21 protein-coding genes and 1 tRNA gene are annotated in these 25,011 nt (G+C 52.1%); 6 read left to right on the top strand and 16 right to left on the bottom strand.

The window, feature by feature from the left end:
• Positions 1 to 6: 6 nt before the first annotated feature.
• Complete coding sequence (gene serA / locus KO216_RS03700; RefSeq protein ID WP_215522965.1) at positions 7 to 1,215, top strand: phosphoglycerate dehydrogenase; 1,209 nt, start codon at positions 7 to 9, stop codon at positions 1,213 to 1,215.
• On the opposite strand, the gene nrdR is transcribed toward serA, so the two are convergent.
• Both nrdR and KO216_RS03690 read right to left on the bottom strand, forming a co-directional pair.
• Positions 1,184 to 1,678 carry a transcriptional regulator NrdR gene (gene nrdR / locus KO216_RS03695; protein WP_215522964.1) on the bottom strand — a complete coding sequence of 165 codons (495 nt, stop codon included), beginning with the start codon at positions 1,676 to 1,678 and terminating at the stop codon, positions 1,184 to 1,186. The two genes, serA and nrdR, sit on opposite strands and share 32 nt — an antisense overlap.
• Positions 1,679 to 1,833: 155 nt before the next feature.
• Positions 1,834 to 2,421 (bottom strand): hypothetical protein, encoded by a 588-nt coding sequence (locus KO216_RS03690; protein ID WP_215522963.1) that lies wholly within the window; start codon positions 2,419 to 2,421, stop codon positions 1,834 to 1,836.
• 155 nt (positions 2,422 to 2,576) lie between these two features.
• Between KO216_RS03690 and lexA the strand changes: the two genes are divergently transcribed.
• The 3 genes from lexA (at position 2,577) to KO216_RS03675 (ending at position 4,029) form a co-directional block, all read left to right on the top strand.
• Positions 2,577 to 3,266, top strand: coding sequence for a transcriptional repressor LexA (gene lexA, locus KO216_RS03685; RefSeq protein WP_215522962.1), 690 nt, complete (start codon positions 2,577 to 2,579; stop codon positions 3,264 to 3,266).
• A gap of 202 nt (positions 3,267 to 3,468) precedes the next feature.
• Positions 3,469 to 3,542: transfer RNA gene (locus tag KO216_RS03680), tRNA-Met, on the top strand.
• Positions 3,543 to 3,624: 82 nt separating this feature from the next.
• A complete protein-coding gene (locus KO216_RS03675) occupies positions 3,625 to 4,029 on the top strand; it encodes an OsmC family protein (protein WP_215522961.1) in 405 nt (134 codons plus the stop codon).
• A 95-nt stretch (positions 4,030 to 4,124) separates the two neighbouring features.
• Here KO216_RS03675 and KO216_RS03670 read toward each other — a convergent pair whose 3' ends face one another.
• On the bottom strand, positions 4,125 to 5,705 hold the full coding sequence (locus KO216_RS03670; RefSeq protein ID WP_215522960.1) for a UDP-N-acetylmuramoyl-L-alanyl-D-glutamate--2,6-diaminopimelate ligase: 1,581 nt from the start codon (positions 5,703 to 5,705) through the stop codon (positions 4,125 to 4,127).
• A 66-nt stretch (positions 5,706 to 5,771) separates the two neighbouring features.
• Positions 5,772 to 6,623, bottom strand: a complete 852-nt coding sequence (locus KO216_RS03665; protein WP_215522959.1) for a PHP domain-containing protein — start codon at positions 6,621 to 6,623, stop codon at positions 5,772 to 5,774.
• A gap of 35 nt (positions 6,624 to 6,658) precedes the next feature.
• Between KO216_RS03665 and KO216_RS03660 the strand changes: the two genes are divergently transcribed.
• On the top strand, positions 6,659 to 8,224 hold the full coding sequence (locus tag KO216_RS03660) for an aminopeptidase P family protein (protein WP_215522958.1): 1,566 nt from the start codon (positions 6,659 to 6,661) through the stop codon (positions 8,222 to 8,224).
• An 88-nt stretch (positions 8,225 to 8,312) separates the two neighbouring features.
• Here the strand turns inward: KO216_RS03660 and KO216_RS03655 are convergent, their stop codons facing one another.
• The 11 genes from KO216_RS03655 to KO216_RS03605 form a co-directional block, all read right to left on the bottom strand.
• Entirely contained in the window at positions 8,313 to 10,151 is a 1,839-nt protein-coding gene (locus KO216_RS03655) for a hypothetical protein (RefSeq protein ID WP_215522957.1), read from the bottom strand.
• A 42-nt stretch (positions 10,152 to 10,193) separates the two neighbouring features.
• The gene (locus KO216_RS03650; protein WP_215522956.1) at positions 10,194 to 10,964 is read right to left on the bottom strand and encodes an amino acid ABC transporter ATP-binding protein; all 771 of its coding nucleotides are present in this window, start codon (positions 10,962 to 10,964) and stop codon (positions 10,194 to 10,196) included.
• 4 nt (positions 10,965 to 10,968) lie between these two features.
• Positions 10,969 to 11,622 (bottom strand): amino acid ABC transporter permease, encoded by a 654-nt coding sequence (locus KO216_RS03645; protein WP_215522955.1) that lies wholly within the window; start codon positions 11,620 to 11,622, stop codon positions 10,969 to 10,971.
• Between the two features lie 46 nt (positions 11,623 to 11,668).
• The gene (locus KO216_RS03640; protein ID WP_215522954.1) at positions 11,669 to 12,475 is read right to left on the bottom strand and encodes an amino acid ABC transporter substrate-binding protein; all 807 of its coding nucleotides are present in this window, start codon (positions 12,473 to 12,475) and stop codon (positions 11,669 to 11,671) included.
• Positions 12,476 to 12,664: 189 nt separating this feature from the next.
• Positions 12,665 to 14,500, bottom strand: coding sequence for a dipeptide ABC transporter ATP-binding protein (locus KO216_RS03635; RefSeq protein ID WP_215524037.1), 1,836 nt, complete (start codon positions 14,498 to 14,500; stop codon positions 12,665 to 12,667).
• Positions 14,501 to 14,532: 32 nt separating this feature from the next.
• Entirely contained in the window at positions 14,533 to 15,480 is a 948-nt protein-coding gene (locus tag KO216_RS03630; RefSeq protein WP_215522953.1) for an ABC transporter permease, read from the bottom strand.
• Complete coding sequence (locus KO216_RS03625; protein WP_215522952.1) at positions 15,473 to 16,399, bottom strand: ABC transporter permease; 927 nt, start codon at positions 16,397 to 16,399, stop codon at positions 15,473 to 15,475. Before KO216_RS03625 ends, KO216_RS03630 begins: the two co-directional genes overlap by 8 nt.
• 143 nt (positions 16,400 to 16,542) lie before the next feature.
• On the bottom strand, positions 16,543 to 18,219 hold the full coding sequence (locus KO216_RS03620; RefSeq protein ID WP_251451812.1) for a peptide ABC transporter substrate-binding protein: 1,677 nt from the start codon (positions 18,217 to 18,219) through the stop codon (positions 16,543 to 16,545).
• A gap of 232 nt (positions 18,220 to 18,451) precedes the next feature.
• Positions 18,452 to 19,966 (bottom strand): amino acid permease, encoded by a 1,515-nt coding sequence (locus KO216_RS03615; protein ID WP_445081973.1) that lies wholly within the window; start codon positions 19,964 to 19,966, stop codon positions 18,452 to 18,454.
• A gap of 17 nt (positions 19,967 to 19,983) precedes the next feature.
• The gene (locus tag KO216_RS03610; RefSeq protein WP_215522951.1) at positions 19,984 to 21,591 is read right to left on the bottom strand and encodes a peptide ABC transporter substrate-binding protein; all 1,608 of its coding nucleotides are present in this window, start codon (positions 21,589 to 21,591) and stop codon (positions 19,984 to 19,986) included.
• A 227-nt stretch (positions 21,592 to 21,818) separates the two neighbouring features.
• A complete protein-coding gene (locus KO216_RS03605; protein WP_215522950.1) occupies positions 21,819 to 23,501 on the bottom strand; it encodes a DUF885 family protein in 1,683 nt (560 codons plus the stop codon).
• A gap of 129 nt (positions 23,502 to 23,630) precedes the next feature.
• Between KO216_RS03605 and KO216_RS03600 the strand changes: the two genes are divergently transcribed.
• Entirely contained in the window at positions 23,631 to 24,236 is a 606-nt protein-coding gene (locus tag KO216_RS03600) for a class I SAM-dependent methyltransferase (RefSeq protein ID WP_309547340.1), read from the top strand.
• A gap of 410 nt (positions 24,237 to 24,646) precedes the next feature.
• Here the strand turns inward: KO216_RS03600 and KO216_RS03595 are convergent, their stop codons facing one another.
• Positions 24,647 to 25,003, bottom strand: a complete 357-nt coding sequence (locus KO216_RS03595) for a NinB/YbcN family protein (RefSeq protein WP_251451810.1) — start codon at positions 25,001 to 25,003, stop codon at positions 24,647 to 24,649.
• Positions 25,004 to 25,011: the final 8 nt, after the last annotated feature.

The following is a 25,011-nucleotide window of genomic DNA, read 5'->3' as shown; positions in this document are numbered from 1 at the left end:
AGAAACATGACAAAGGCAGTATTACTTGAAGATCCGCACCAAGTGGCGGATGAAGTTTTTTCCAATCACAACATCGAAGTAGAGCGGATCAAAGGTTCTTTGGATGAGGACGCCCTGATTGAGCGCCTCCAGGATGCTGATATCGTGGGGATCCGCTCGAAAACTCACGTCACTTCGCGGGTGATTTCTTCTTGCCCGCGTCTGCAAGTAGTGGGCTGTTTTTGCATTGGCACTAACCAAGTGGATTTAGATGCTGCCACCAAGAGCGGAGTTACCGTTTTCAACGCTCCCTATTCCAATACCCGTTCGGTAGTGGAACTGGCCATCGGACACATTATTAACTTGGCACGCCATATTGAAACCCGTAACCAAGATTTACAGCAGGGAATCTGGAACAAGAGCGCCTCCGGTTCTCACGAGGTACGTGGTAAAACTCTAGGAATCATTGGTTACGGCAATATCGGTACTCAACTTTCGGTATTAGCCGAAGCTATGGGGATGAACGTAGTCTTTTACGACTGCGCCCAGCGGCTAGCAATGGGCAATGCTAGGGCTTTGCCATCTATGGATCAGGTACTTAAAACTGCCGATTTTATTTCGGTTCACGTCGACGGACGCAAATCCAATGACGGTCTAATCGGGAAACGCCAGTTTGAACTAATGAAAGAGGGCGCAATCTTCATTAACCTGTCGCGCGGTTTAGTAGTAGACGTGGACGCCCTCGCAGAAAATATACGTTCCGGGAAGATTTCGGGAGCTGCGATAGATGTTTATCCCGAAGAACCGAAGAAGAATGGAAACGAGTTCCACTCCCCGCTTCTAGGGCTGCCAAACACTATTTTGACCCCGCATATCGGGGGCTCCACTTTGGAAGCCCAGTTCGATATTGGGCAGTTCGTGTCGCATAAAATCGCTGACTACTGGCGTTTGGGTAGCACTGAGATGAGCGTTAATATGCCGAATCTAAATCTTTCGACCCACGATAATTCTCTGTATCGTCTGGCATTTTTACACCGCAACATTCCTGGTGTTCTCGGTCGGGTTAACCAGGTTTTTGCGGATCAAAACGTAAATATTAACGGCCAGATCCTGGGAACGGAAGGGGAAGTTGGCTACGCACTGACCGATATTGCTTCTGAGCTTCCGGTCTCGGCGGTAGCCGAGATCCGTTCAATGCCGGAGGCTATCGGTCTGCGGGTTTTGTCTCTGAGCTAGCTTCATTTTGCTCCGCTCGGATTTCGTCGATGGCGGCCTGGAAATCATCCAGATCATCGAATGAGGAATATACCGAAGCGAAACGTAAATAGGCGACCACGTCGAGTTCTCTAAGTGGCCTGAGGATAGCGCGTCCAATCGAATGGCTATCGATTTGGGATTTCCCAGTAGCCCGCAGGTCTTCTTCTACCTGCTGCGCTAACTTTGCGAGGTCATCGTTGCTAACTGGGCGCCCTTGGCAGGCTTTTTTTACTCCGCTAACTACTTTTTCGCGCGAAAAAGGCTCCAGAATCCCCGAACGCTTGCGTACTGAAAGAGCCGCAGACTCTATGGTGGTAAATCGTTTATTACAGGAGGTACACTCCCGACGTCGCCGGATAGCATTCCCGTCTTCAGCAGTGCGTGAATCAATCACCCGGGAATCATCGTTATGACAGAACGGACAGTGCAAGGCTTCCCCCATGAATAAACAACCTGGAGGTCTAGCTTATCGCAACATATGACACTCTCGCACCAATGCCCTCAGAACGGCGATGACGAAACTATAAATCAGACTTAAAAAGTACCCGCCTAGACCCGGAAAAAACTGTGGGTCGGACTTCGCGAGCAGTAATCCGCTTACTGCCCTAGAAGTAGATCGGCCGACGAAGCACTGTTACCTGCAGAGGCGCCGACCTCCGACACCTGTGAAATTTCCCCGTTACTGGAGGTCACAGAATCCCAAAAACTTCCGATCCCAGCACCGGCAATAAGTGCCCCGGCAGCAAAAAGCAGGACTAAAGAAACTTTGGCTAACCGGCCACTAATCGCGGGAACCGGGGCGCCGCGAGGAATAGCCTTTTGGGGAGCCGGACGCCGCACCGCCGATAGCTGTTCCACCCTAGCAACGGGAGGAACCGCTGCCAAAGAAACGGAGTGATCGCTATCAGCGTGAGGCGTCCGGCGCGCCCACTGTGGAAGCGAGTCAAAAGCTGCTGCCGCTCCTGCCGTACGGTTCTCCCTACCGACGGCGGGCGGGCAAGGCAATTTTGAGCCCGCAGGATGCCGGGTCTTTGCCCGTGCACGTTCTATATAGGTGGCGTCCACCAATTGCAGACGGGGACGCGAGGGTTTTACCGCTGCCTGCTTTAGCAACTGGTAGTCCCCCAATCCCACTACCCGCTTTTGAGCGAGTTCTTCCAAATCAAAGGAAAGCTGTGTGGACATGGCTACACCTTTCTCGAACAAACGTTCGTCGAACATCTGTTTGATATAGTAGCGAGTAGACATCAGGAAATCAAGCGAAAAATGCAAATTTATCGAACAAATGTTTGCATAATGGGTCACAATTTCTTATGATCGAGTTATTAGTGGGAGGGAACATGAGCAAACAGCAAGATCACGTCTTAGATATAGGAACTTTACGTCCGCGCGCACGCTCTATTTTCGAAGCGGTCTGTGCCGGGATTCGGGCTCAAGGCTATCCACCCTCAGTACGGGAGATTGCGACTGCAGTGGGTCTTTCTTCTTCCTCAACGGTCAAACATCACCTGGACAATTTAGTCAGCCAGGGTTTCCTGGTGCGCGCCGCTGGACGCAGTCGCGCCCTCGAGGTCAACCCGCAATTTTCGGTACTTTCGTCCAGTGAACCGGCTCCTGCCTCAGCACCTGCACAACTAGGGGAAGTAACCCCCCTAAACCATCATGCGGTTCCTTTGGTTGGACAAATCGCCGCCGGTACCCCCATTGATGCGCAACAAGATATAGAGGACGTTTTCACTATCCCTACCCGTTTTACCGGAGACGGCGAACTCTTTATGCTCAAGGTGCACGGTGACTCTATGATCGAGGCCGCCATCTGCGATGGCGACTGGGTGATTGTGCGCCGCCAAAACGTGGCAGAACTCGGTGAAATCGTCGCCGCCATGATCGATGGCGAAGCCACGGTGAAAACCCTGGCACGTCGCGAGGGACATATTTGGCTCCTCCCCCACAACCCGACATTTGACCCGATTCCCGGTGACAATGCCACTATTTTAGGAAAAGTCGTTACTGTCTTGCGGGCGCTATAAAATAACCGTTTCTTTAATCTCTACGGTTATTGCCCCGATATTAATCTCCACCTGCCAGTTTTTATAGCCTTAATTGGCGCTGTCTTTTTCGCATATTCCCCCTTGAACTGCCCTTTTAGGCTCGTAGCTTTCCAACGTGACCTCTTCGACAGTGAATTTTTTTGCGTTTATCCGCCTCGCCTGCTTACCATAGACAAGCCGACGCGGGGTGGAGCAGTTCGGTAGCTCGCCGGGCTCATAACCCGGAGGTCGTTGGTTCAAATCCAGCCCCCGCTACTAAGGAAGATCCTGTAACCAAAAGGTTGCAGGATTTTTTATCTTGGCTGCACGTACTGCTTTTTCCTGTCAGAATATAGGCATGAGTAAGATTCTGTGGGCACAGCGAAAAGGCAAGAAGCACTACGTAGGACAAAATGAGCGGGGCGCAACAGTAGAAATAGGAATGGGCGAAAACCAGTTCACTCCCGGGGAGCTGCTGCAACTGGCACTGGCTACCTGCCACACTTTTTCCGCCGATCACGTATTCGCTGCCGCTTTAGGGAAGGATTTTGAGGCCGCCGTGGGGGTAGCTGCTGATAAAGATGACCGCCGTGATTCGTATTCGCATCTGACAGTAGAAATGGTGGCTGATCTATCTATTCTCAGCCAGGAGCAAGTAGCACAGCTGCGACAAAAATCCCAAGAAGCAATCGATAAATACTGCACCGTAGGCCATACCTTAGATGATGGTGCCAGCTACGACTTTGACTTGGTATCAGAATAGCCACTTCAAGTAGGGATGAGCCCGCCCAAGAGTGCGGGAAATCTGACTGCACCCTCGAGAAACGCTAAACGCAGAGGGGGAATAGCCTAAAGGCATTACCCTTTAATGTGAGCGCGGTTCTTATAGGCAGCTAGGCAGTCGCGAGCCACGGGAGTGTCATTAAAAGCGTGGAAAACTCCCTCAATTTCTTGATAGGGCTCTGCGCCTTTACCGGTAATTATTACCGTGTCGTCCAAGCCGGCCGCCAAAATGGCTTTACGGATTGCATCCCGCCGGCAGGTAGTAATCTCGCAAACGTCCTCCATCCCGGGGCGTTCCTCTTTAATCCCAGATAGCAGCTGAGTACGAATACTTTCCGCATCTTCGGTACGAGGATTTTCATCAGTCACCCAGAGCATATCTGCCTCTTGAGCAGCCACTTTTGCTAGCGGCACCCGTTTGGTGGCATCGCGATCCCCATCGGTACCGAACACCAGGTGTAGTTTTCCGGGCGTGAACTCTTGCATGGTGCGCAGAATCGAAGCTAAGGCCTCGGGTGTGTGGGCGTAATCATTGATCACCAGCGGAGTTCCTTCATTACGCCGGCTGACGATTTCCAGGCGCCCGGGAACGGCCAGGCTCGCTAAGCCCGCTTTCGCAGCCTTCGCAGGAATCCCAATTCCGGTAACCATGAGATAGGCGATCGCGGCGTCCTGTACATTAACCTCCCCGGGCAAGGCAACGGTGATTTCTTCCTCGCGGCCAATATTCGGTTCCGTCTTGGCGGTTAAAGTAAAATCGCAGGCTGCGTGGGCAATATTGTTAACTTTTCGGGTTACTACCCAATCGGCTTGCGCCGCCGGATCGTAGGCAGATACCGTCACCTTATTGGTGTCGCAATTGGCAGCTAGCTGCTGCCCCCACTTATCATCAGTGCAGATCACGCTATAATCCGTAAATTCTTTAGAACACAGCCGCGCTTTAGCTGCCAGATAGTTTTCCATGGTGTGAAAATAATCCAGATGATCATGCTGCAGATTGGTAAAGGCAGTGGCATCAAACTTCATGCCTGCGACTCGCCCTAAAGCCAAGGCATGGGCCGAGACTTCCACTACTGCGGCCTGCATCCCCTGCTCTACCCCGTAAGCCAAGATTCTCTGCAACATGGGACCTTCAAATGTAGTGCGCGCAGATTGAATCCGTAAATCCCCTACCTGAGTTTCCGCAGTGGAAAGAATCATAGTGGGCATACCGGCGGCTTCAAAAGCGGCTTTGCCAGCAAAACAAGTGGTGGTTTTGCCATTGGTTCCGGTCACCGCTACGGTTTTCATTTTCCCTGCCGGATTATCGAAAGCCCTGATTGCTAGGGGCGAGGCGGCTTCGCGCGGATCCGCTACCGTTACCACCGGTATTTTTAGCCCTTGAGAACTGGCGATTTCCGTACCTTTGGCATCAGTAATAATCGCTGCTGCCCCCAGGGATTCTACCTCGCCGGAAAACTTGGCGGCATGCACATTCGCTCCGCCTACGGCGATAAAGGCCTCTTCCGCAAGGATCTCATCCGAAGCCATTGACACTCCCCGCACCTGAACATTCTCCCAGGCGGGATCAATTTGGGTGGCAAAGCCCTCCACTAGAGACGCCAATGAAACCGGAGCAATATTTTGCGGACGAAAATCTCGAAAAGTTACTGTCATGACCTCTACTCTAGTAGCAACCCCTCCCCGGCGATAAAGAGAGTGAGAGCTCCCTCCTATCTTTTCTCAAGGACGCAACGGTGTTCCTGCTCCTTTTTCACAGACTTCAGCGAATACTTCGGGATCGGTGAGGCACTGTCCCAGTTGATTGGGCTTGCCGCTGCCGTGATAATCCGAAGACCCGGTGATTGCCAGTCCCAACAGCTTCGCTATTTCACTAACCTCGGCCTGTTCAATCGGATTTTGTTCGGGATGGAAAGCCTCCAGGGCAAATAATCCCGCCTCTTTTAGCTGAGAAATGGTGCCTACCGATAAGAACCTGCGCTGCCGGCCGCCGGCTCGCGGATGCGCCAGAACCGGAACTCCCCCGGCTTTTATTACCTGCTGGACCGCGTAGATAGTATCGGGAGCCTGATAGTGCACATAGTATTTACTGGAAGTAGCTAGCACCTGCTCGAATGCGGCAGAGCGATTCGGAAAATACCCGGCCTTCACCAAAACATCAGCAACGTGTGGTCGCCCGATGGGGCTCGAGCCAGCCTGCTGGGCAACCTCCTGATAAGAAATATCAAAATCTGCAGATAAACGCTGCACCATTTGCCGCATCCGCTGCTGGCGCGCCTGTAATGTTTTTTCAAATAAATCCGGAAGCGAGGGGCTGTTAAGATCAGGCAAATAGGCCAGCAGATGGGCAGTGATTCCCTGATGGGAGGTAGATATCTCCACCCCTGGAATCAGGGTAACTCCACATTCTGGAACCATTTTGCTGGCGTCAGCTATCCCCGCAAAGGTGTCATGATCGGTGAGAGCGATAGCGTCTAAACCCGCACGCGCGGCCAGTGTCATTAACTCCGCAGGGGCATCAGTGCCATCTGAACAGGAAGAATGAGTATGTAAATCAATCCGCGCAACCGCCATAGGACTATTTTAAGTCACCATGGCATGATGGAAGTATGGAAGAAAAAATAGCAGCAGCAGAAGATCAACCCTTAAAAGACCGGGTAAATAACCGTTCTCGCCGCATCGGCACCCCCGCTTTTCGGGAATTTATTGGCAGCGGCTGGGGGGAACGCAAAGATCCCGATCCTATTCCCAGTCACGCTCGAGACTTCCTCGCTGCTCGTTATCAAAAACTAGGTGCCCAGTTCCGAGGGGAACGCCTAGTGATTCCGGCCGGGAACTACAAGGTACGCTCCAATGATTGCGACTATCGTTTCCGGGCACACTCCGCATTTGCTCATCTGACCGGATTGGGCGGGGAACTAGAACCCGACGCGGCTCTAGTCCTGGAACCGCTCACCGATAAAGAAGGCACGCCCCTAGAGAACGCCCCCGAAAATACCGGCGCAGCCACCCATCGCGGGATCGTATTTTTCCGTCCCCAAGCTCCGCGCAGTAGCGAAGAATTTTATGCCGACTCCACCTATGGCGAGTTTTGGGTGGGACCACGGATGACGCTTTCGCAGATGGAAGCGGTGACTGGACTGGAGGCGCGCCCCCTAGATACTCTGCCCGATCAACTGGCTAAAGACGCTGGTCTAGTGCAGTTGCGAGTAATTCGCGAAGTCGATACTTCCCTGCAGGCGGCGGTAGAAAAAGTACGTAGCGAAGCCGGGTTGCCAACTGGAGAGGACGCGCGAGGCCTGGACGAAAAACTCGAAGAGGCCGCCTCAGTGCTGCGCCTGCAAAAAGATGCAGCCGAAGTCAAAGAACTAGAACACGCGATTGCGGTTACTAAATCGGGGTTTGAAGCCATGATTAGGGCGCTGCCGCGCGCAACCCAGCACCACCGCGGCGAACGGGTAATAGAAGGAGCCTTCCAGGCTCGAGCCCGCGAAGAAGGCAACGGTCTGGGATATGACACCATCGCGGCCTCGGGTAATCACGCAAATACTTTGCACTGGATTGACAATGACGGTCCAGTACGCGAAGGCGACCTGATTTTAATTGATGCCGGAGTGGAAGCTGATTCTCTCTATACCGCGGATATCACCCGCACCCTGCCGGTAAATGGCAAGTTCAACCCGGTGCAGGCCAAGGTCTATAACGCGGTACTCGATGCCTGTGAAGCGGGCTTAGCGCAAGCAAATAAACCCGGATGCAAGTTTAAAGATGTACATGATGCGGCAGTAGCGGCTTTAGTTAAACACTTGGATGCCTGGGGGGTGCTGCCAGTAAGTGCCGAGCAGACCCTGTCAAAGGACGGCGGGGAATACCGGCGCTGGATGCCACATGGGGTCTCCCACCACTTAGGGCTAGACGTCCATGATTGTGCCTTAGCTGCCCGGGATATGTATATGGACGCCCTGCTAGAGCCAGGAATGTGTTTCACCATTGAGCCCGGTCTTTATTTCCACCAGGACGATCAACTCTTACCCGAGGAACTGCGCGGCATCGGAGCGAGGATTGAGGACGATGTGCTAGTGGAAGCTGATGGCAGCGTACGCCGCTTGTCGGAAGATATCCCCCGCACTATTGAGGACGTAGAAGCCTGGATGGCGCAGGTACAAGCAGACTAGCTAAACCTGGTAACTCAAATAGCTGCGAAGCTACCCGGCTGTTAGCTACGGACTTAGGGATTCCGAGGGTGCTAAGAGCTCGCCTGCTCTAGCCATCGACTTTATCGCCATCATCCTGGTCACACACCATGTCGTGACGCTTGGCATCATAATGCCAGGTGCTGCGTTGTTTGGGAACATCCCGATCACATCCGCAGCAAGGATCCCCGCCCCAGGTCATGGTATTTACGATTAGTCGTGGAGTAGCTCCATCTTTTTTGATTTCCACGTTCTCATAAGTTTCAGAACAACGACCCCCGAAATAAATCGGAGTATTTGTTTGCTCTGGCACCCCGGTAACGGGATTCATTACCCAGACGTAATAGCTAAAAGAAATATCCATTTGGCTATTGAAAGGTGATATAGAAACCACCGGCACGACCGCATCCAAGTATCCATCATCATTGATATCTAGATATTCGACACTGTAATCTCCGGTAGGATTATTATCCTCATCCACCTGCCCGTACCACAGCCGGTGGATGGGATCGGTTTCATGAGTTGAACTGTCGATATCCAACTCCTGCTTTATCTGTTGCTCCTGCTCACTAGTGAGAAAATACTTCCCGTCCTCAAACTGGTAGTTTTCGCGTTGGGCACATTCGCTCTTTTTATCTTCATGATAGATTTGGCACTCTGGAGAGCTATATTTGCGTGGCAGCGACCATTGGGTATTGGCGAAATCAAAACTCTTGATGGCATCTTTCTTGGTAGTGGCGCCAGCGGAGCTGCTGTCTGACTTATCGGCGTTCTTAGCTCCAATGTAGATGGTGTTGGTAACTTTACCGTCCTCGTTCCAGTTAAAAATCGAGAGTTTTTCACCGGATAAAACGCTGCGTCCGGGTTGCTTTAAAGTTTTTGACCAAAGCAAGTTATCGTCCGAATCTATCCCGAAAATGGTATTAGTCTGCAACGCGGAAGGGGAGGCGACTATCCGGACATTGCCCACCGTGCCCAGGGTTTCTCCGCTTACGCTATCGGTGCTGTCTTTAGCGGTGGAGGAGGAATCTTTGTCGCCGCTCTCTTTCCCGGCTTGGGGAATAGAAAAACTATCCTTTTTAACTGTTTTTACTGCAGCGCACTGTAAGGTTTTATCTTTTATCTGGTAGCGTTGGGAATCTGGGCATTTCGGCAGATTTTCCCCGTCTTTCACCGGCAGAGTTATTCCGGTATCGGCAATAGCAACTTTTTTGCCATTTTCACTCGAAACCGCCTGGTAGCTCAGCCCTTTAAGCTGCTGATTCGTAAATTTATACCAAATTACCAATGTGTAGCGATCATCTATTCTAAGCGGATACCAGAGGGGATTTTCCGGGGCATCACTGGCAGCATCTTCCGGTATCTCCACCTTTTTTATCACCACTACTGTTTTAGTTACAGTAGGCACAATTCCATTTTCTAAAGCAGAAGTGGAATGCTGCCGGTACACCCAGATACCGCCCAGAGTCAACGCCGCTACCAACACCACGACTAAGGCAACCAACATCATGATTACAGCGTTTTTTCCCGGTTTTTTTCGCTGGGGAGGTACCGGAGGGAACTGACTGTTTGAGGGATAGGGAGCAGGCGGTTCCGGCGGATAGGGAGGGTTCTGCACGAAATTTGGCTGCGGAGAAAAACCGGGGTTGCCCGAATAACTAGGTGGAACCGGTGCTGCCTGATTTACTCCCGGGGTCGGATAGGCGCCCGGGTAAGCAGAAGGTGCGGGCGGGTATCCTCCCGGATAGGAATAATCCCCGGGTTGTCCTTGCCCGGGGGCAGGCACTGGCGCGAAGGGCACAGTCGGCGGATCGGGAGGATAAACTACCGGGTAATCGCTGCCAGCTGGGGAGGCCAAATCCGGGTTTTGCGGCAGATTTTCTTGATTGCTATCTTTAGGTTCACTCACCTTGCTATCTCCTTGCCTAAAACCTGCTGAGTCCGGGGAATACTAAATACCAGAGGAATTTTGTCCGCGTAGTTTATTTAGGAACTGGCGGGTACGGTCCTGGGAAGGATTGCGGATTAGCTGCTTGGCATCCCCAGATTCCAATACCACCCCGTTATCGATAAAGAGGGCGCGATCAGCGACTTCGGCAGCGAACTCCATTTCGTGAGTCACGATTACCATCGTCATATCCTCCGCTGCCAAAGAGCGAATGATCTGTAGGATTTCTCCGGTTAGTTCCGGATCTAAGGCCGAAGTGGGCTCATCGAAATACAGCATCCTGGGTTTTAACGCTAACGCCCGGGCAATGGCTACCCGCTGTTGCTGACCACCGGATAGCTCAGAGGGGTAGGCCTGCCCCTTATCGGCTAGGTTCATTCTTTTCAACAGTTGCAGCGCTGTTTCTTGGGCTTCTTCGTGTCCTTTTCCCTGTACCTTTATCGGGGCATCAGTGAGATTTCGCAGCACTGTCCAGTGTGGAAATAAGTTAAAGTCTTGGAAAACCAACCCAAAGTCGCGCCGAAACTCACGCTCGTCACCAGAGGAAACCTTGACTCCGTCCTCTTTCTTTAACGCCTGCTTCCCGAAATAGCAGATTTCTCCGCTATCCATTTCTTCTAAGAAAGTGCAGCAACGCAAAAGCGTAGATTTTCCAGAACCTGAAGGCCCCAGAATTGCTAGCACTTCACCGGTATTGACAGTCAGGGACACCCCTTTCAGCACCTGATTAGTGCCAAAACTTTTTTCCATACCGGTGACTTTTAGTGCTTCCATAATTTCACCTAATCTTGTAGCTTCCCATGCGTTTTTCAATCCGTTCCATCACTACCGCTACCACCAGGTTAAACACCCAGTAGAAGATCCCGGCTGCCACAAAGGGAAGCATAGAAGCACTGGCGGCGGCCTGTTGCTTCGCAATCGTAAACATCTCTGCGTAGGCAATCGCAAAAGCTAAGGAAGTATCTTTTACCAGGGTGATTACCTCGTTAGTGATCGAAGGTAACACCGTACGAAACATTTGCGGCAACTTGATGGTCAGGAAAGTGCGCGCCGGGGAATAGCCCAGGACAAAGGCGGCCTCCGACTGCCCCACCGGAATCGCTTGGAAACCGCCGCGGTAGATTTCCGCAAAATAGGCCGCGTAGTTAATCGCGAAAGCAATAATCACGGCGCTAAAACGGTAGGCCGCTCCAATTTCCATTCCAAAGAGGAAGAAGGGACCGAAATACACCACCAGCAGCTGCAGCATTAAGGGGGTACCCCGCATAACCGAGATATAGAACTGTATAAACCAGGCCAGCGGCTTAAAACGGCTCACTCTCCCGCCGTAAACCACCAGCCCAAGGGGCAGCGATAAAACTAGGGTGAGCGCGAAGATGATGAAGGTTTGTAGCATACCGCCGGCTAGTTCCGGCAAGAACGATAAATCCATTACCCCTAAGCTCCCTGCGTTAGCGTGTCATGTTTTACGCAGTGAACTAATCAGTAACAATCGCTTTTTCTAGCTGGTACTTCTTAGCGATCTTCAGGAAAGTGCCGTCTTTCTTCATTTCGTCCAAGGTCTTTTGCACCTGGTCACGCAAGGCTTGGTTACCCTTCTTAAAACCGATGCCGTACTGCTCGGTATGGAAGGGCGGTTCCATAATCTGGAATTTGTCTTTCCCGCGTTGCTCCAGTTGGTAATCCGCTACCCCAATATCTACTGCAACCGCATCTGCAGCTCCCGCCTCTAGGGTCATAAACGCGTTATTGTAGTCCGGGACCTGGGTTAATTCCTTGAAGCTGGCTACCAAATCCGCGTTCTTCTTATCTTGCAGCGCGGCCAGACCGGAAGAATCTACCTGTACCAGCACGGTTTTGCCTTTCAAATCTGCAGTGGAATTAATCCCCGATCCGGCTTTAGTAACGAACACAATCGAGTTATCTACATACGGTTTCGAAAAAGTGTATTGCTTTTCCCGCCCGTTCATGGTGAACCCATTCCAAATGCAGTCGATGGTACCCGACTTGAGTTCCATATCTTTAGAATCCCAATCAATTGCCCGCTTTTGCAGTTTCCAGTCGTTGCGTTTGGCCACCTCGGCAGCAAGATCCAAGTCGAAACCTACATATTCACCGCTTTTATCTTTATATCCATAGGGCGGAAAGTTGGCGTCAAAGCCTACGGTGAAGTCATCACCTTTAGCTTTTACCGCATCTGCGGAGCCTGAGCCTCCTGCACATGCGGAAAGCGATAGGGCCATTACCAGGCCGGTTAGCATTAATAGCGTTTTCTTCAGCTTCATTGGGAATCTTTCTCTAGGTCGAACCTGCAAGATACCTCGAGTTTAACAGAGCACCTAACGGAACCTTTTAAACGCCTATCCTCATCTCAAAGTGCAAAACGTTTTGGAGCTGCCAGCTTTTAGGTATAAAGCACCCGGGCTTTCGAGTCTGCCCGGTTTTCTCGGCAGAAACCTGCCGGAAAAAGCAGATTATTCGACCTGGTATCCGGTGCGAGCCTTGAGTAAATCGCCACCGGGGACGGCTTCGATAAGTTCGCGAGTGTATTCCTTTTGGGGATTGGCGAAGATATCGTCAGCTTTGCCGTACTCAACCAGTTTGCCCTGCTCCATCACCGCGATATCGTCAGCGTTTTCACGCACGACCGCTAAATCGTGGGTGATAAACAAATAGGTCAGTCCGAGCCGTCCTTGCAACTCATTAAGCAAATGCAGAATCTGATCCTGTACCAGCACATCCAAAGCGGAAACTGCTTCGTCCAGCACTACCAGTTCTGGGCGCAGCGCCAAGGCGCGAGCAATCGCTACCCTTTGCCGTTGACCACCAGACAGCTCATTTGGGAAACGCCGCATAGCGCTGCGGGGCAGCGCCACCATATCCAGCAAATCTGCTACCCGCTTTTCTCGCTTGGCGCGATCCCCGATGTGGTGGGTGCGCAGCGGCTCTTCAATGCAGCGATAAACCGAGAACATGGGATCTAGGGATCCGTAAGGATTCTGGAAAACCACCTGCATCTTGCGGCAAAGCGCAAATAGCTGCTTACGTCGCAAAGTGGACAGGTCGATTCCCTCGTAATAAACCTTCCCCGAGGTGGGATCCAGCAGGTTCAATATCATATTGGCAACCGTAGATTTACCGGAGCCAGACTCCCCTACCAATGCCAAAGTCGAACCCCGGCGCACCTGAAAAGACACGTCATCCACTGCCCGGAAGGTCTTCTTCTTTCCCTTTTGCCCCCGAATATCAAACTCTTTAACCAGATGCTCGACCCGAATCACCTCGTCACCAAGGTGTTTTTCTAAGGGTTCTCCCAAGACATTGGTGCCCATCACCTTTTTCCCGGAATCCTTAGATGCGGCCACCGCCAGATTCACATCTGCGGAAGTGCGCGAGTCAATAGTGTCCGGCATTTCCTCTGCTTTTTGCGGAGAATAATCGATTTCAATCCGCCGGGAAGCCAGCGAGGGCGCCGCATTAACCAAACGCCTGGTATAGGGATGGCGGGGATCATTCAAAATTTCCCGCGCGGGTCCGGATTCTACTACCCGACCACGGTGCATAACCACCAGGTGAGAGGCGCGTTCCGCCGCCAGTCCCAGGTCGTGAGTGATAAACAGGGTGGATGTGCCTAGATCTTGAGTTTCTTTTTCCAGGTGATCCAAGATGCGCCGCTGAACAGTCACATCCAGGGCGCTAGTGGGCTCATCAGCGATTAAAAGTTTGGGACCAGCCGCCAAACCGATGGCAATGAGGGCACGTTGGCGCATACCCCCCGAAAACTCATGCGGATATTGCTTGGAGCGTGCCTCTGCATCTGGCAGACCTGCATCTGCCAGTGCTTTCATCGCTTGCTCGTGGATATTCCCGCCCTTGGTAGCTTCGTTATATTTCAAAGCCTCTGCCACCTGGGAACCGATTTTCCAAACCGGATTCAGGTTCGACATCGGGTCTTGCGGAACCATCCCAATCTGGGCTCCCCGCACCTGTTGCATCTCTTTTTCAGTCAGGCTGGTCAGTTCGCGACCATCGAATTTAATGGATCCCCCGGCAACTTTCCCGGTGCCGGGCAATAGTCCGATGATTGCCATGGCCAAGGTAGATTTACCAGACCCGGACTCCCCCACAATCGCCACCGTCTGTCCCCGGTAGAGAGTGAGATTGGCTTTGCGCACCGCCGGAACCACACCGGTAGTGGATTGAAAGTTAACCTCTAGGTCTTTTACTTCCAGCAGGGGTACGGGCGCAGCAGGGTTACCAGCGTTAGCTACGCTAAGGTCGGCAAGAGTCTGATCCGAGTCAGCTGCCATAATCTGATCCTTTTGGTTATTTTGATTCACGATTAATGTTTCCTCTGGTTCGGGTCGAGCGCGTCACGAATTACGTCTCCCATCATGATGAAGCTCAATACCGTCAGCGCCAAGGCGATTGACGGCAAGAACAAAATCATAGGCGCAGTCCGTAGCTGTTGCTGGGCAGTAGAGATGTCTCCACCCCAAGAAACGATGGAGGACGGCAAGCCGATTCCCATGAAGGATAGGGTCGCCTCCGCCACGATAAAGGTTCCCAGCGCCACAGTCGCGTAGACGATTACCGGCGCGGCCGCATTCGGCAAAATATGGCGCAGTAGAATCCGGATATTGGATACCCCTAGGGTGCGCGCCGCAGTTACGTATTCCTCGTTCTTAATCGAAAGCACCGCGCCCCGGGTAATACGGGCGATTTGGGTCCATCCAAAGACCCCCAGCACGATTACCACCATCCAGATCGAACGGTGTTCTTTAAACATTTGCATAATCACGATGGCGGCCAGCACCATGGGGATGGCAAAGAAGATATCCACTATCCGCGACAGAATCGCGTCCAGGATTCCCCCGAAGTACCCTGCCAGGGCGCCGAATACTACCCCGATAATAGTGGCCGTAAGGGTCGAGAAAATCCCTACTGCGATCGAGGCGCGCGCCCCGTAAATAATCCGGGAATAGAGATCGCAGCCCTGCTTATCGAATCCAAAAATATGACCTTTAGTCGGCCCCTCAATCGAATTCTCCAGGGTGCAGTAAGTGGGATCTTGAGAAGTAAACAGCTGGGGCACGATGGCCATCAGCACTGCCAAGACAATAATCACCAATGCCACCCAAAAGAGGGGGCGGCGGCGCAACTGTTTCCAGGCTTCGCCCCACACCGAGGAGGGCGCCGATTCATCGGCTACCGCATCGACTGCCCCCAGGCCGGTTTCATCGACCTTGTTAACGAAATGTTTTTGTCCGGGAAGTAGTTGGTTACTCATAGCGAATCCTCGGGTCTAGTACAGCGTATAACAGGTCTACTAGCAGGTTTGCGACGATATAGACCAGCACCAGCACAGTAGTAATGGAAACCACGGTGGCGGCTTCGCCACGTAAAATAGCCTGGTAGAGGGTACCTCCTACGCCGTTAATCGCGAAAATACCTTCAGTCACAATCGCGCCGGTCATTAGAGCTCCCAGGTCTCCACCTAGGAAGGTAGCCACTGGAATCAGGGAGTTCCGCAGCACGTGGTGGGTCATTACCCGAGATTCGGGAATTCCCTTTGCCCGGGCAGTCCGCACGAAGTCAGCGGTCAGGTTTTCCGAAACCTCTTGACGAGTAAGACGGATGACGTAGGCACAAGAAACTGCCCCCAACACTAGCGCCGGCATTAGCAAGGATTCGAAACTAACGTTTGCCCCTACTGTAGTGGGCAGCCACCCCAGTTTTACTCCTAGGAGGAACTGCAGCAAGAAGCCGATCACGAAGGTCGGCACCGCGATTACTACCAGGGAAATCACTAGCACGGTAGAGTCAAAAAGTTTGCCTTTTTTGAGTCCGGCGAAGAACCCAAAGAAAATCCCAATTACGGCCTCAAAAATGATCGCCATAAAAGCCAATTTGATAGTTACCGGGAAGGCGTTGGCCATTACTTCCGTAACTTCTCTTCCGGAGAAGGTCTTTCCGAAGTCTAGGGTTACGATTCCTTTTAGATATAGCAGGTACTGCATCCAAAGCGGCTTATCGAGGTTATATTCCGCGCGAATCTGGGCGGCTACTGAAGGGGGCAGTCCCTTATCTCCGCCCAGTGCCTGCACCGGATCTCCCGGCATGGCATACACCATCGCGAAAATCAGCAACGTTGCCCCAAAGAATACCGGGACCATCTGTAGTAGACGATGCCCTATGTATCTGAGCATAGGTCTCTCCTTGACTATAAGCTGTGTTAAACCTTATCGCGTTAAAGCCCTCGATAAAAAACCACAGGCGGGTCGAAAAGTATTTATTACCTTTCGACCCGCCCATTAACTGTGTTTATAACAGTTTGTTTGCGGTTTTCACCTTATTTGGCGTTCTTAGTGATCTGGTAGTAAACCGGTTCACTCTTCCAGTTGAAGGCAACGTTGGAAACATTATCCTTGTTCCAAACGCCTAGAACATTGGAGTACCACAGCGGGATGGCGGGCAGATCGGTGAACAGAATCGATTGCGCTTCCGCAAACTTCTTGTCCTGTGCGTCACCTACCGGCAGTTTCGCGATCTCCAGCATCAGCTTGTTGAACTTCTCGTTGTCGTACTTACCATCATTGGAGTTACCGTTCTTGGAGTATAGGGGCTCCAAGAAGTTGCTCATGCCCGGGTAGTCAGCTTGCCAACCAGACCGGAAAGCACCCTTAATGGTTTCCTGGGTAATGGCATCGCGCAGTCCCTTGAAGTCTGGGTAAGGATCGCCGACCGCATCAATACCCAGGTTGGTCTTGAGCTGGTTGGTAACCGCGTCTACCCAGTCTTTATGGGAGGAGTCCGAGTTGTAGCCAATAGTAAACTTGCCATCAAACTTGGAAATAGCGTCCGCCTTCGTCCACAGTTCCTTAGCCTTGGCTTTATCGAACTTCAAAACCTCGGTGCCTTTAACTTGCTTCAAGACTTTCTTGTAGTTAGGCATGGCCGGAGAAGTGAAATCTTTCGCCGGTACCCGAGTCTTCTGGAAAATCTTTTCACAGATGCTCTCGCGATCAATAGCGTAAGAAAGCGCTTGACGACGCAGGCGACCTTCCTCATTCATGCCGAAGTGCTCTAGCCGATCCGGAATGGTGAATGACTGGAAGATAGCCACTGGCTGGTTGATGCTTGAATCTGGGAAATCAGACTCGAAGTTGCTCATAGAAGCAGCTGGAACATCATCGAGTACGTCCAGCTGACCGGACTGTACATCGGCATAGGCGGCTTCAGACTTGGTGTAAATCTTGAAAGTGAGTCCACCGTTCTTGGCTTCGCGCGGGCCAGCGTACTTGTCGTTCTTTACCAGCTCAATAGATTCGTTGTGGTGCCAGCCCTTATCCTTGAGGGTGTAAGGACCGGAGGTAACCGTGGGGTTCTGGCCATAGGCCTTCATATCTTTGAAAGCCACATCCGGCAGCGGCACGTAGGCGGAGTAGCCCAGGCGCAGCGCAAAGTCAGAAGTAGGCTGATTCAAAGTTACCCGGAAGGTATAGTCGTCAACTTTCTTTAATCCCGACAGTTCGGGAACATCGGGAGCCGGGGCTCCTTCTTCTTCCGGACCGGGAGTAAAGCCTTTAATTGCCTCAAAGAAAGAGGAAGACATCTGAGCGTTCTTCGGGTTTGCCCCGTAGTTCCAGGCCTTGATGTAGTTATCGGCCTTAATCGGCGAGCCATCCGAGAACTTGGCATCCTTCTTTAACTTAATGGTCCAAACTACCTGATCTTTAGAAACAATCGAATCGGCCAGTTCGTTCTTGGCCTCGCCAGTCTTAGGTTCGTAGTAGACCAGACCGGAGAAGAGCGCGTCCAGGACACGCCCACCACCAGTTTCATTGGTAGAAGTCGGAATCAGGGGATTTTGTGGTTCTACAGTGTTTACGGTAATAATCCCTTTGCTATCCGCATTTGCCGCTGAACCTTCGTCAGCGCCCTTGGAATCAGAGCCAGCAGAGCAGCCGGCTAGTCCCAGGGAAAGAGCAAGTGCAGATGCAAGGGCTAATGCGCCCCGTCGTTTCACTATTGCCTCCAAGCTTGTTGCTTATATTTGAAAGCTGATGTATCAGCAAAATCGTTAACACGATCACAGCCAAATATAGCATTGAAAGTTAGTTTTTTTACAATATCCCAAGATTTTCTCGACTTAGGCTTGGCTAAGTAATAACGGTTAAAATAGTAATTAGTCAGCGTTTATGAAACTACTTCCCTGGAAACCCTCAGCTAAAACAGAACGTTAATTTTACTATTAACGCCTACACGTGACGAGATAAATCAGCTTCTTCCGGTTTAACTGCGGGGCAGCGGGTAACCAGTTTATGCCCGATCCACAGCGCCAAGAAGAAAATCAAACCAATGTAAATCCCTAAGAAACCCAAAATAGAGAACTCTCCGGTAATCACAGTTAGGGATTGCCCCACCACCACGATGGCACACATTGCCAGAGCAATAAGCGGGCCGGCGGGATAGAACAACGCTTTATAGGGTAGCTCCTCCACCGGTTTACCCTGCGCTCTATAGGCGCGGCGGAAACAATAGTGAGACCAGGCAATCCCCATCCAGGTAATAAAACCAGCAAGCCCGGAAGCATTTACCAGCCACACATATACCTGACCGGTACCTACCCGCGAAGTCGCGAAGCAGAGTGCCCCCATCAAGGAAGTGAAAATCAGCGCCACAATCGGAACTCCGTGCTTGGTCAGACGACCAAAAATCGCAGGAGCTTTCTTTTCTTTGGCCAACGAGTAGAGCATCCGGGTGGCCACATACATCCCGGAGTTACCGGCAGACAGAATCGAAGTTAGAATCACGGCGTTCATCACTCCCGCCGCAATCGCAATCCCTGCTCGTTCAAATAGCAAGGTGAAGGGAGACTTGGTGACGGCCTCAGTGAAGCCTTGGGCGGTATCTGAGTCCGCACTTGCCCCTTGTAAAAGGGCAGGATCAGTGTAGGGAATCAGGAAGGAGATAACCGCAATCGCGCCGATATAGAACAGTAAGATCCGCACGAATACCGCACGAGTAGCGCGGGGAACGTTGGTTTCCGGATCTTGGGTTTCACCTGCGGCAATCCCAATCATCTCGGTGCCTTGGAACGAGAAACCGGCAATCATGAAGACCCCCATAATGCCCCAAAAACCGTTCACGAAGGGAGCATCCCCGCGGGTAAAGTTGGTAAATCCGGGGGACTTACCCCCCAAAATCCCCATCACCATCAAAATGCCCAGCGCCAGGAAGATGATTACAGTTATTACTTTGATGGAGGCGAACCAGAACTCTGATTCCCCGAAACCGCGCACCGTGAAGGCGTTGAGAACAAATAGGATTACCAGGAATAACAGTGACCAAACCCAAGCGGGAACCACCGACTCCGGGAACCAGTATTGCATCACAATGGTGGCGGCAACCAGTTCGGCTGCTACCGTGATTGCCCAGTTATACCAATAGTTCCAACCCTGCGCGAAGCCAAAAGACTTAGAGACATAGCGGGTGGCGAAAACTTCAAATGCACCTGAGGTAGGGCAATAGGTGGCCATTTCCCCTAGCGATTGCATTAGGAAGAACACCATGATGCCGATAGCTCCATAGGCTACTAGGGCGCCGCCGGGACCGGCTCCGGTAATGGTGCCACCGGAGGCTACGAAAAGTCCGGTACCGATCGCTCCCCCGATGGCGATCATGTTTAGGTGACGCGCCTTTAGCTTACGGTGAAGCTGCGGGGCTTCTTCCTGTTGTTCGTTGCCATCTGAAGAAACCTGGTTGTTGGCCACTGTAACCTCCGAGTTAGTTATTTCTTCGTAACTTTATGAAAAGCTACCCCACCTTTCCAATCGGTGGTCACATTGCCCACATGCTGGCTAAAACCGATGTTGGAGCTGGGAGACCAGAGCGGAATCGAGGGCAAATCTGCCAACAGCAGCGTTTGCGCCTGTTCATAGAGCTTTCCTGCAGCTTCGGGACTATCGGCAGCCTGCGCCCTCGTCAAAAGCTCGGCATATTCGGGGTTTGCGTAGCTCATTTTATTACCATTGCCACCCTTGACGTAGCGTCCGGCTAGCAAATTATTCGGGGAGGGATAGCCCATCGACCAGCCCATCCGGAACGGTCCGGTAAAGGAATGTTCGTCCATCATTTCCATAAGCGTCTTGAAATCCGGTTTGGGGTCACCCACGGCTTTAATCCCCAAGGTGTTAGACAGCTGGTTACAAATTGCATCTACCCAGGGTTGATTGGACTCGTTGGAGTTATAAGTAATTTTTAACTCCCCCTGCCAAGGGCTAATCTCATCGGCAGCCTTCCAAGCCTGCTGGGCGGCCGTGGCATCAAATTTAAGCACCTGGTTCTTAGGGCCAGCATCCATATGCCCCAAGATTTGCGGCGGTAAGAAATCAGTAGCCGCTTTCCGGGTGCCATAAAAGATGGTTTTGATTATCTCTTCCCGGTTTATCGCCTGAGAAATGGCCTGGCGACGCAGTTTGCCTTCTTCCCCAGAAAAGTGCTTGGTCTGGTAGTCAATATCCAAGGTTTGCATAGTAGCTTGTACTGCGCTGGTACGGTTTTTCCCTAAATCTTTCTTGGCATTGGGGAGTTCCCCATCTGGGATCTGATCGAGCACATCCAGATTTCCAGCCAATAAATCTTGGTAGGCGGCAGAAAAATCCGCATAGATCTTCACTTCAATCCCCGCATTATCTGCCTGGCGCGGACCGCGGTAGGTGGTGGATTTATCCAGCTGTATCCGACTGGAGGGCTCCCAACTAACCAAAGTATAGGGGCCGTTCCCCACCGGCTTTTGCCCAAACTCTTTTTTGATCTTCCCGTTCTCGTCAAACGCGCTATCGGGTAGCGGGTAAAAGCCGTTGATTCCCAAACGATTCGAAAAATCAGCCACTGGTCGTTTCAGTTTGATAGTTATTTTGTAGTCGCCGTTAGCCATTACTCCGCTGAGGTTTCCAGTACCATCTTCACTGGCTCCTTCGATTGCCTCAAAAGCGGTGGTCGCTCCCAGTTTTTGGGCAGCAGATGCTTTCCAGGCGCGCACGTAGTTCTTGGCTAGCACCGGGGTGCCATCTGAAAACTTCCGGTCGGTGTTCATCTGAATAGTCCAGGTTTTGTGGTCGGGAGAATCAGTGATCTCCCGCGCCACGTCATTTACTACTTTCCCTTGCTGGTCATAGGTAACCAGGCCGGCAAATAGTAAATCGATGATCTTGATTCCGGCGTCATCATCGGCAGCGGCGGGAATTAGTCCCCGCGCAGGTTCCTCGCCATTAATCAATACCCGGTCTACTGCGTTTTCTTGCGAGTTATTACTGCTGCAAGCGGTCAAAGTCCCGCCGGCGAGCAGAGCTGCTGCCAGGACTGCCAGGGGAAGCCAACGACTGCGCATAGTCATCCTCAGCCTTTCTGAAAACCAAAATTGTTAACTTTAATAATACCGATTTATTACTATTAGTTTATATTTTGCGTGTTTGGCTATTATTTTTCCAAAATAAGCAGAAATAATCTCTTATTTTCTCTATCGGCGGCATTTTTTCCGAAAAACTTTTCAACCCGGCGAACGCAACATTATCTTTCCCGGTTAGCGCTAATAAAAGCACAGCTTAGATTAGGTTTTCGGGGTCAGAGCATCTGCTGGATAACCTTAAAATGTACTGCCCCCGCAGGTGTCACTTTCCGCACAAAGTCAGCGAATCCACTGCCGCCTGCGGCTTGGAACTGGTGGTAGGTTTCTCTCCAACGGCGCCAACCGTACCAGGGAGCCAGGCTCAAGGCGGGAATCCCCAGGTAGCGCTGCCGCAAGAGTACCTGGTTCCAGGGACCTGAAACCGTATCATTCAGGTAGGCGATCGCCTCCGGCAATCCCCAAGCTGATTCGCCCTCCCCTTGACCGCCATATAATTGCAGATCAGCTAAGGCCAAAGCCACATATCGCATAATCCGTTCCTGGATCAACAAACTAATCTCTGCGGGTATATCCCAAAGTTCTGGCGCCATTTCTAGGGCGAAAAGATCCCAGCCCAGGTTGGAGGCAGGCAAATGGGCGGCAATCCGGGTAAATAGATTCGTTCCATAGGCTTCCCGCGCCCGCGAATACAGGTGGCTGCCAGGGATTCCCTTTTCCAGGGCGGCGAGTGCGTAATAGGTATCTTCTATTTCTAGGAAAGAATCGAAAGCGCTGCCGCTAATAGCCGCCGGATTTTCACCGCTTTCGTAGGCGTGCGGCGCCCGACTGGCAGCACACTTGCGGGGAAGAACCCGCGAACTGCTGGATAGGCTAACTCCCGCTGGATAATAGGGGTGAACAAGGCAGCCGTGCGGATCGTTTTCCCACTTTAACGGAGCATCCTGGGGATTAACTAGCTGAGCTAGCTCCGGGTCTACATTAATGCGAAAAGCATCCCACGCATCCTCCATCGCCCAGGTCAGCACGTTAAACCCATCAGCAACTTCTAGGTCTGAGAGACGATAGGCGTGTTTATCCCCCAGTTCACTGCGCAACTGGTCGCGTTGGGCTCTCAGGCGAACTAAATCTTCACTAGCTGTCTTGAAAAACTCAGCCGGATCAGGTTCGCTCACCCCCACGCAAAGCAGTGAAATGAAATAAGAGTGGGGATCTATCCCTCCGATTGGCGAGCAGGTGGGCAAGATTTCCTGCTGCAAAAAGCTTGCCATTTCGGAAAAAGCAGCTTGGGCGGTGGCTATTCCCCGTTCAAAGGCACGCTCCCCCATTTGTGAGAGTCGGGTATCGGCCATTTCCGCGCGTTTACCCTGATAAATACCATGCTCGGGGGCAGAAAGTATCTGTGCTTGCCCCAGCACCATCTCCAAGGCTTCTTGCGGAAAAGCATAACCGCGATCTCGAGATTCCCGCATGGTGGTTCTCAGCCCCTCAAAGGCTTGCGGCAGCGCCAGGAACCTGCGGGTCAAGTTGCCCACCCCCGCCTCCGAGGTCACATCCATCAGTTTGAATGTTTCCGCAAAGACCTGAATAGGAGAGCTAGTGCCACTGATTTCAGAGGCTAAGAAACCGGCTTCAAACTTTTCCTGTTCGGTGCGGGCGAGCAGGGTGAAACCTTCGGCTTCTCGCTGTTCGCGAGGCGTAGGCTTCGGGGTTTTTGCCACTCGCGCCAAAGTATCTTTACGCAGGTTGTAGCGTTCGGAGATTCCGGGAGGGGAATAATCTGGCAAGAAAGCATCATAACCAGAGATTCCCCATTCGGTTGCCTTAAAAGGATCAATCCGAGCATAGGCGGTGACGTACTGGTTGAGCACGCTGTCGATTTGCGTGGGTTCAGTTTCCACCCGGCACCGCCTTCCTTTCAGCTAACACCTACCTGGATCTGCCAGGTTAGTTAGGTACCTGGCAACCTTTGCTAGCCCTATAATATGACCTCCGCGCATTAAGAAGGCAAAAACAATAGTCTAGAGGTGATGGAACAGTATTTTTCGGATCAACCGGCAGCTAATGCTGAGGAACGCACCAAGATCAAAGTATCGCTCGCGGGCAAAGAACTAATTTTGGAGGGTGCGGAAGGAGTTTTTTCTGCCCGCCACCTAGATAAGGCAAGTGCGGTTCTACTGGCAGGTGCCTCTACTCCCCCTGCTGCCGGGACTTTTTTAGATCTAGGTTGCGGCTGGGGGCCGTTAGCGATCACTTTGGGACTTTTAAGTCCAGCCGCGCAGGTCTTAGCAGTCGACGTAAACGAACGCGCCCGTGATCTTACCCGCACTAACGCCCAGCGCGCGGGGGTATCACTGCAGGTAGGCTCGCCTGATCAGATACTGGCGGCCGCAAAAGCTGCTGGAGGACTCGATCTGATCTGGTCTAATCCTCCAGTTAGAATCGGGAAAAAGCCGCTGCAAGAGCTGCTGCTCACCTGGTTACCGCTTCTAAAACCCGATGGAAAGGCGATTTTGGTAATGGGGAAGAACCTGGGAGCAGATTCGATGCAAAAGTGGCTGTGCGCGCAGGGATTCCCCACTCGCCGCCTCGCCTCGAAGAAAGGTTTCCGCCTGTTAGCCGTTTCCCCTGCTTAGTTAGGCGACTGCAGATAGCGATCACGGGGGATAACTTTTTCCTCCTGCCCAAGAATTCGGAAAAAGACCGCAGGCATTTTCCGAATTCTTATGCCCACCGCACCCACTCGGATAAAAGTTATCCCCCGCGCTCGCTGGTGCCACCTACGTAAGGGTCGAGCCGTAAAAGATGCGAGAGGGGACTTGAGCCGAGCGCAGCGAGGATCACCGGGGCCCCCGAGCGCTTTTACGACCCGACCCAATGCGAGAGGAAAAATCAACTCCCCGCGTTTATTAGAGCTAGTGCCTGTTCATTAGCTACTGCAGATATAACAAAGCGCGGGCAGATACTTTATCAGTATCTGCCCGCGCAGTTATTGGGTTTATTTATTTATTCCGCAAGTTTCCCTTTTGGGGAAGCTGCTTACGGGTTAGCGGGAAGCCACTAACTCTTTCGCATCGATGCTGGCCTCACTGTCACGCTGGGCAAGCTGTGCGGTGCGTACTCCCCGTGGATCCTTGACAATTAGGTAACCGATCCAGACGATGCCGGCCAGGGCTACCACGAACAGACCTAGATAGGTGTCGTTGAGCATATCTTTGACTGGAGGCACGAAAACATCCGCGCCCTCTGCGATATATTCGCTGACCAGGTCAGCCGTCCACATCAGGGCGGCACCCCAATACATCCAGCAAAGCAGGTCTACGCGCATCTTTGACTGGGGAGCGTGGGAATACCACCAGGCGGTGGAACAAATTGCTGCAAAAAGCGTAATTACTAGGGTCATTGCTAATC

This window comes from Varibaculum prostatecancerukia, from assembly GCF_943169825.2.
GTDB lineage: Bacteria > Actinomycetota > Actinomycetes > Actinomycetales > Actinomycetaceae > Varibaculum > Varibaculum prostatecancerukia.
The sequence above is the reverse complement of the archived record's forward strand: the minus strand, read 5'-3'. Positions and strand labels throughout refer to the sequence as shown.

Bases quoted from the DNA above. Each gene is read 5' to 3' on its own strand.
- serA (WP_215522965.1), top strand. From the start codon at position 7: ATGACAAAGGCAGTATTACTTGAAGATCCGCACCAAGTGGCGGATGAA.
- nrdR (WP_215522964.1), bottom strand. From the start codon at position 1,678: ATGGGGGAAGCCTTGCACTGTCCGTTCTGTCATAACGATGATTCCCGG.
- KO216_RS03690 (WP_215522963.1), bottom strand. From the start codon at position 2,421: ATGTCCACACAGCTTTCCTTTGATTTGGAAGAACTCGCTCAAAAGCGG.
- lexA (WP_215522962.1), top strand. From the start codon at position 2,577: ATGAGCAAACAGCAAGATCACGTCTTAGATATAGGAACTTTACGTCCG.
- KO216_RS03675 (WP_215522961.1), top strand. From the start codon at position 3,625: ATGAGTAAGATTCTGTGGGCACAGCGAAAAGGCAAGAAGCACTACGTA.
- KO216_RS03670 (WP_215522960.1), bottom strand. From the start codon at position 5,705: ATGACAGTAACTTTTCGAGATTTTCGTCCGCAAAATATTGCTCCGGTT.
- KO216_RS03665 (WP_215522959.1), bottom strand. From the start codon at position 6,623: ATGGCGGTTGCGCGGATTGATTTACATACTCATTCTTCCTGTTCAGAT.
- KO216_RS03660 (WP_215522958.1), top strand. From the start codon at position 6,659: ATGGAAGAAAAAATAGCAGCAGCAGAAGATCAACCCTTAAAAGACCGG.
- KO216_RS03650 (WP_215522956.1), bottom strand. From the start codon at position 10,964: ATGGAAGCACTAAAAGTCACCGGTATGGAAAAAAGTTTTGGCACTAAT.
- KO216_RS03645 (WP_215522955.1), bottom strand. From the start codon at position 11,622: ATGGATTTATCGTTCTTGCCGGAACTAGCCGGCGGTATGCTACAAACC.
- KO216_RS03640 (WP_215522954.1), bottom strand. From the start codon at position 12,475: ATGAAGCTGAAGAAAACGCTATTAATGCTAACCGGCCTGGTAATGGCC.
- KO216_RS03635 (WP_215524037.1), bottom strand. From the start codon at position 14,500: ATGGCAGCTGACTCGGATCAGACTCTTGCCGACCTTAGCGTAGCTAAC.
- KO216_RS03630 (WP_215522953.1), bottom strand. From the start codon at position 15,480: ATGAGTAACCAACTACTTCCCGGACAAAAACATTTCGTTAACAAGGTC.
- KO216_RS03625 (WP_215522952.1), bottom strand. From the start codon at position 16,399: ATGCTCAGATACATAGGGCATCGTCTACTACAGATGGTCCCGGTATTC.
- KO216_RS03610 (WP_215522951.1), bottom strand. From the start codon at position 21,591: ATGACTATGCGCAGTCGTTGGCTTCCCCTGGCAGTCCTGGCAGCAGCT.
- KO216_RS03600 (WP_309547340.1), top strand. From the start codon at position 23,631: ATGGAACAGTATTTTTCGGATCAACCGGCAGCTAATGCTGAGGAACGC.
- KO216_RS03595 (WP_251451810.1), bottom strand. From the start codon at position 25,003: ATGACCCTAGTAATTACGCTTTTTGCAGCAATTTGTTCCACCGCCTGG.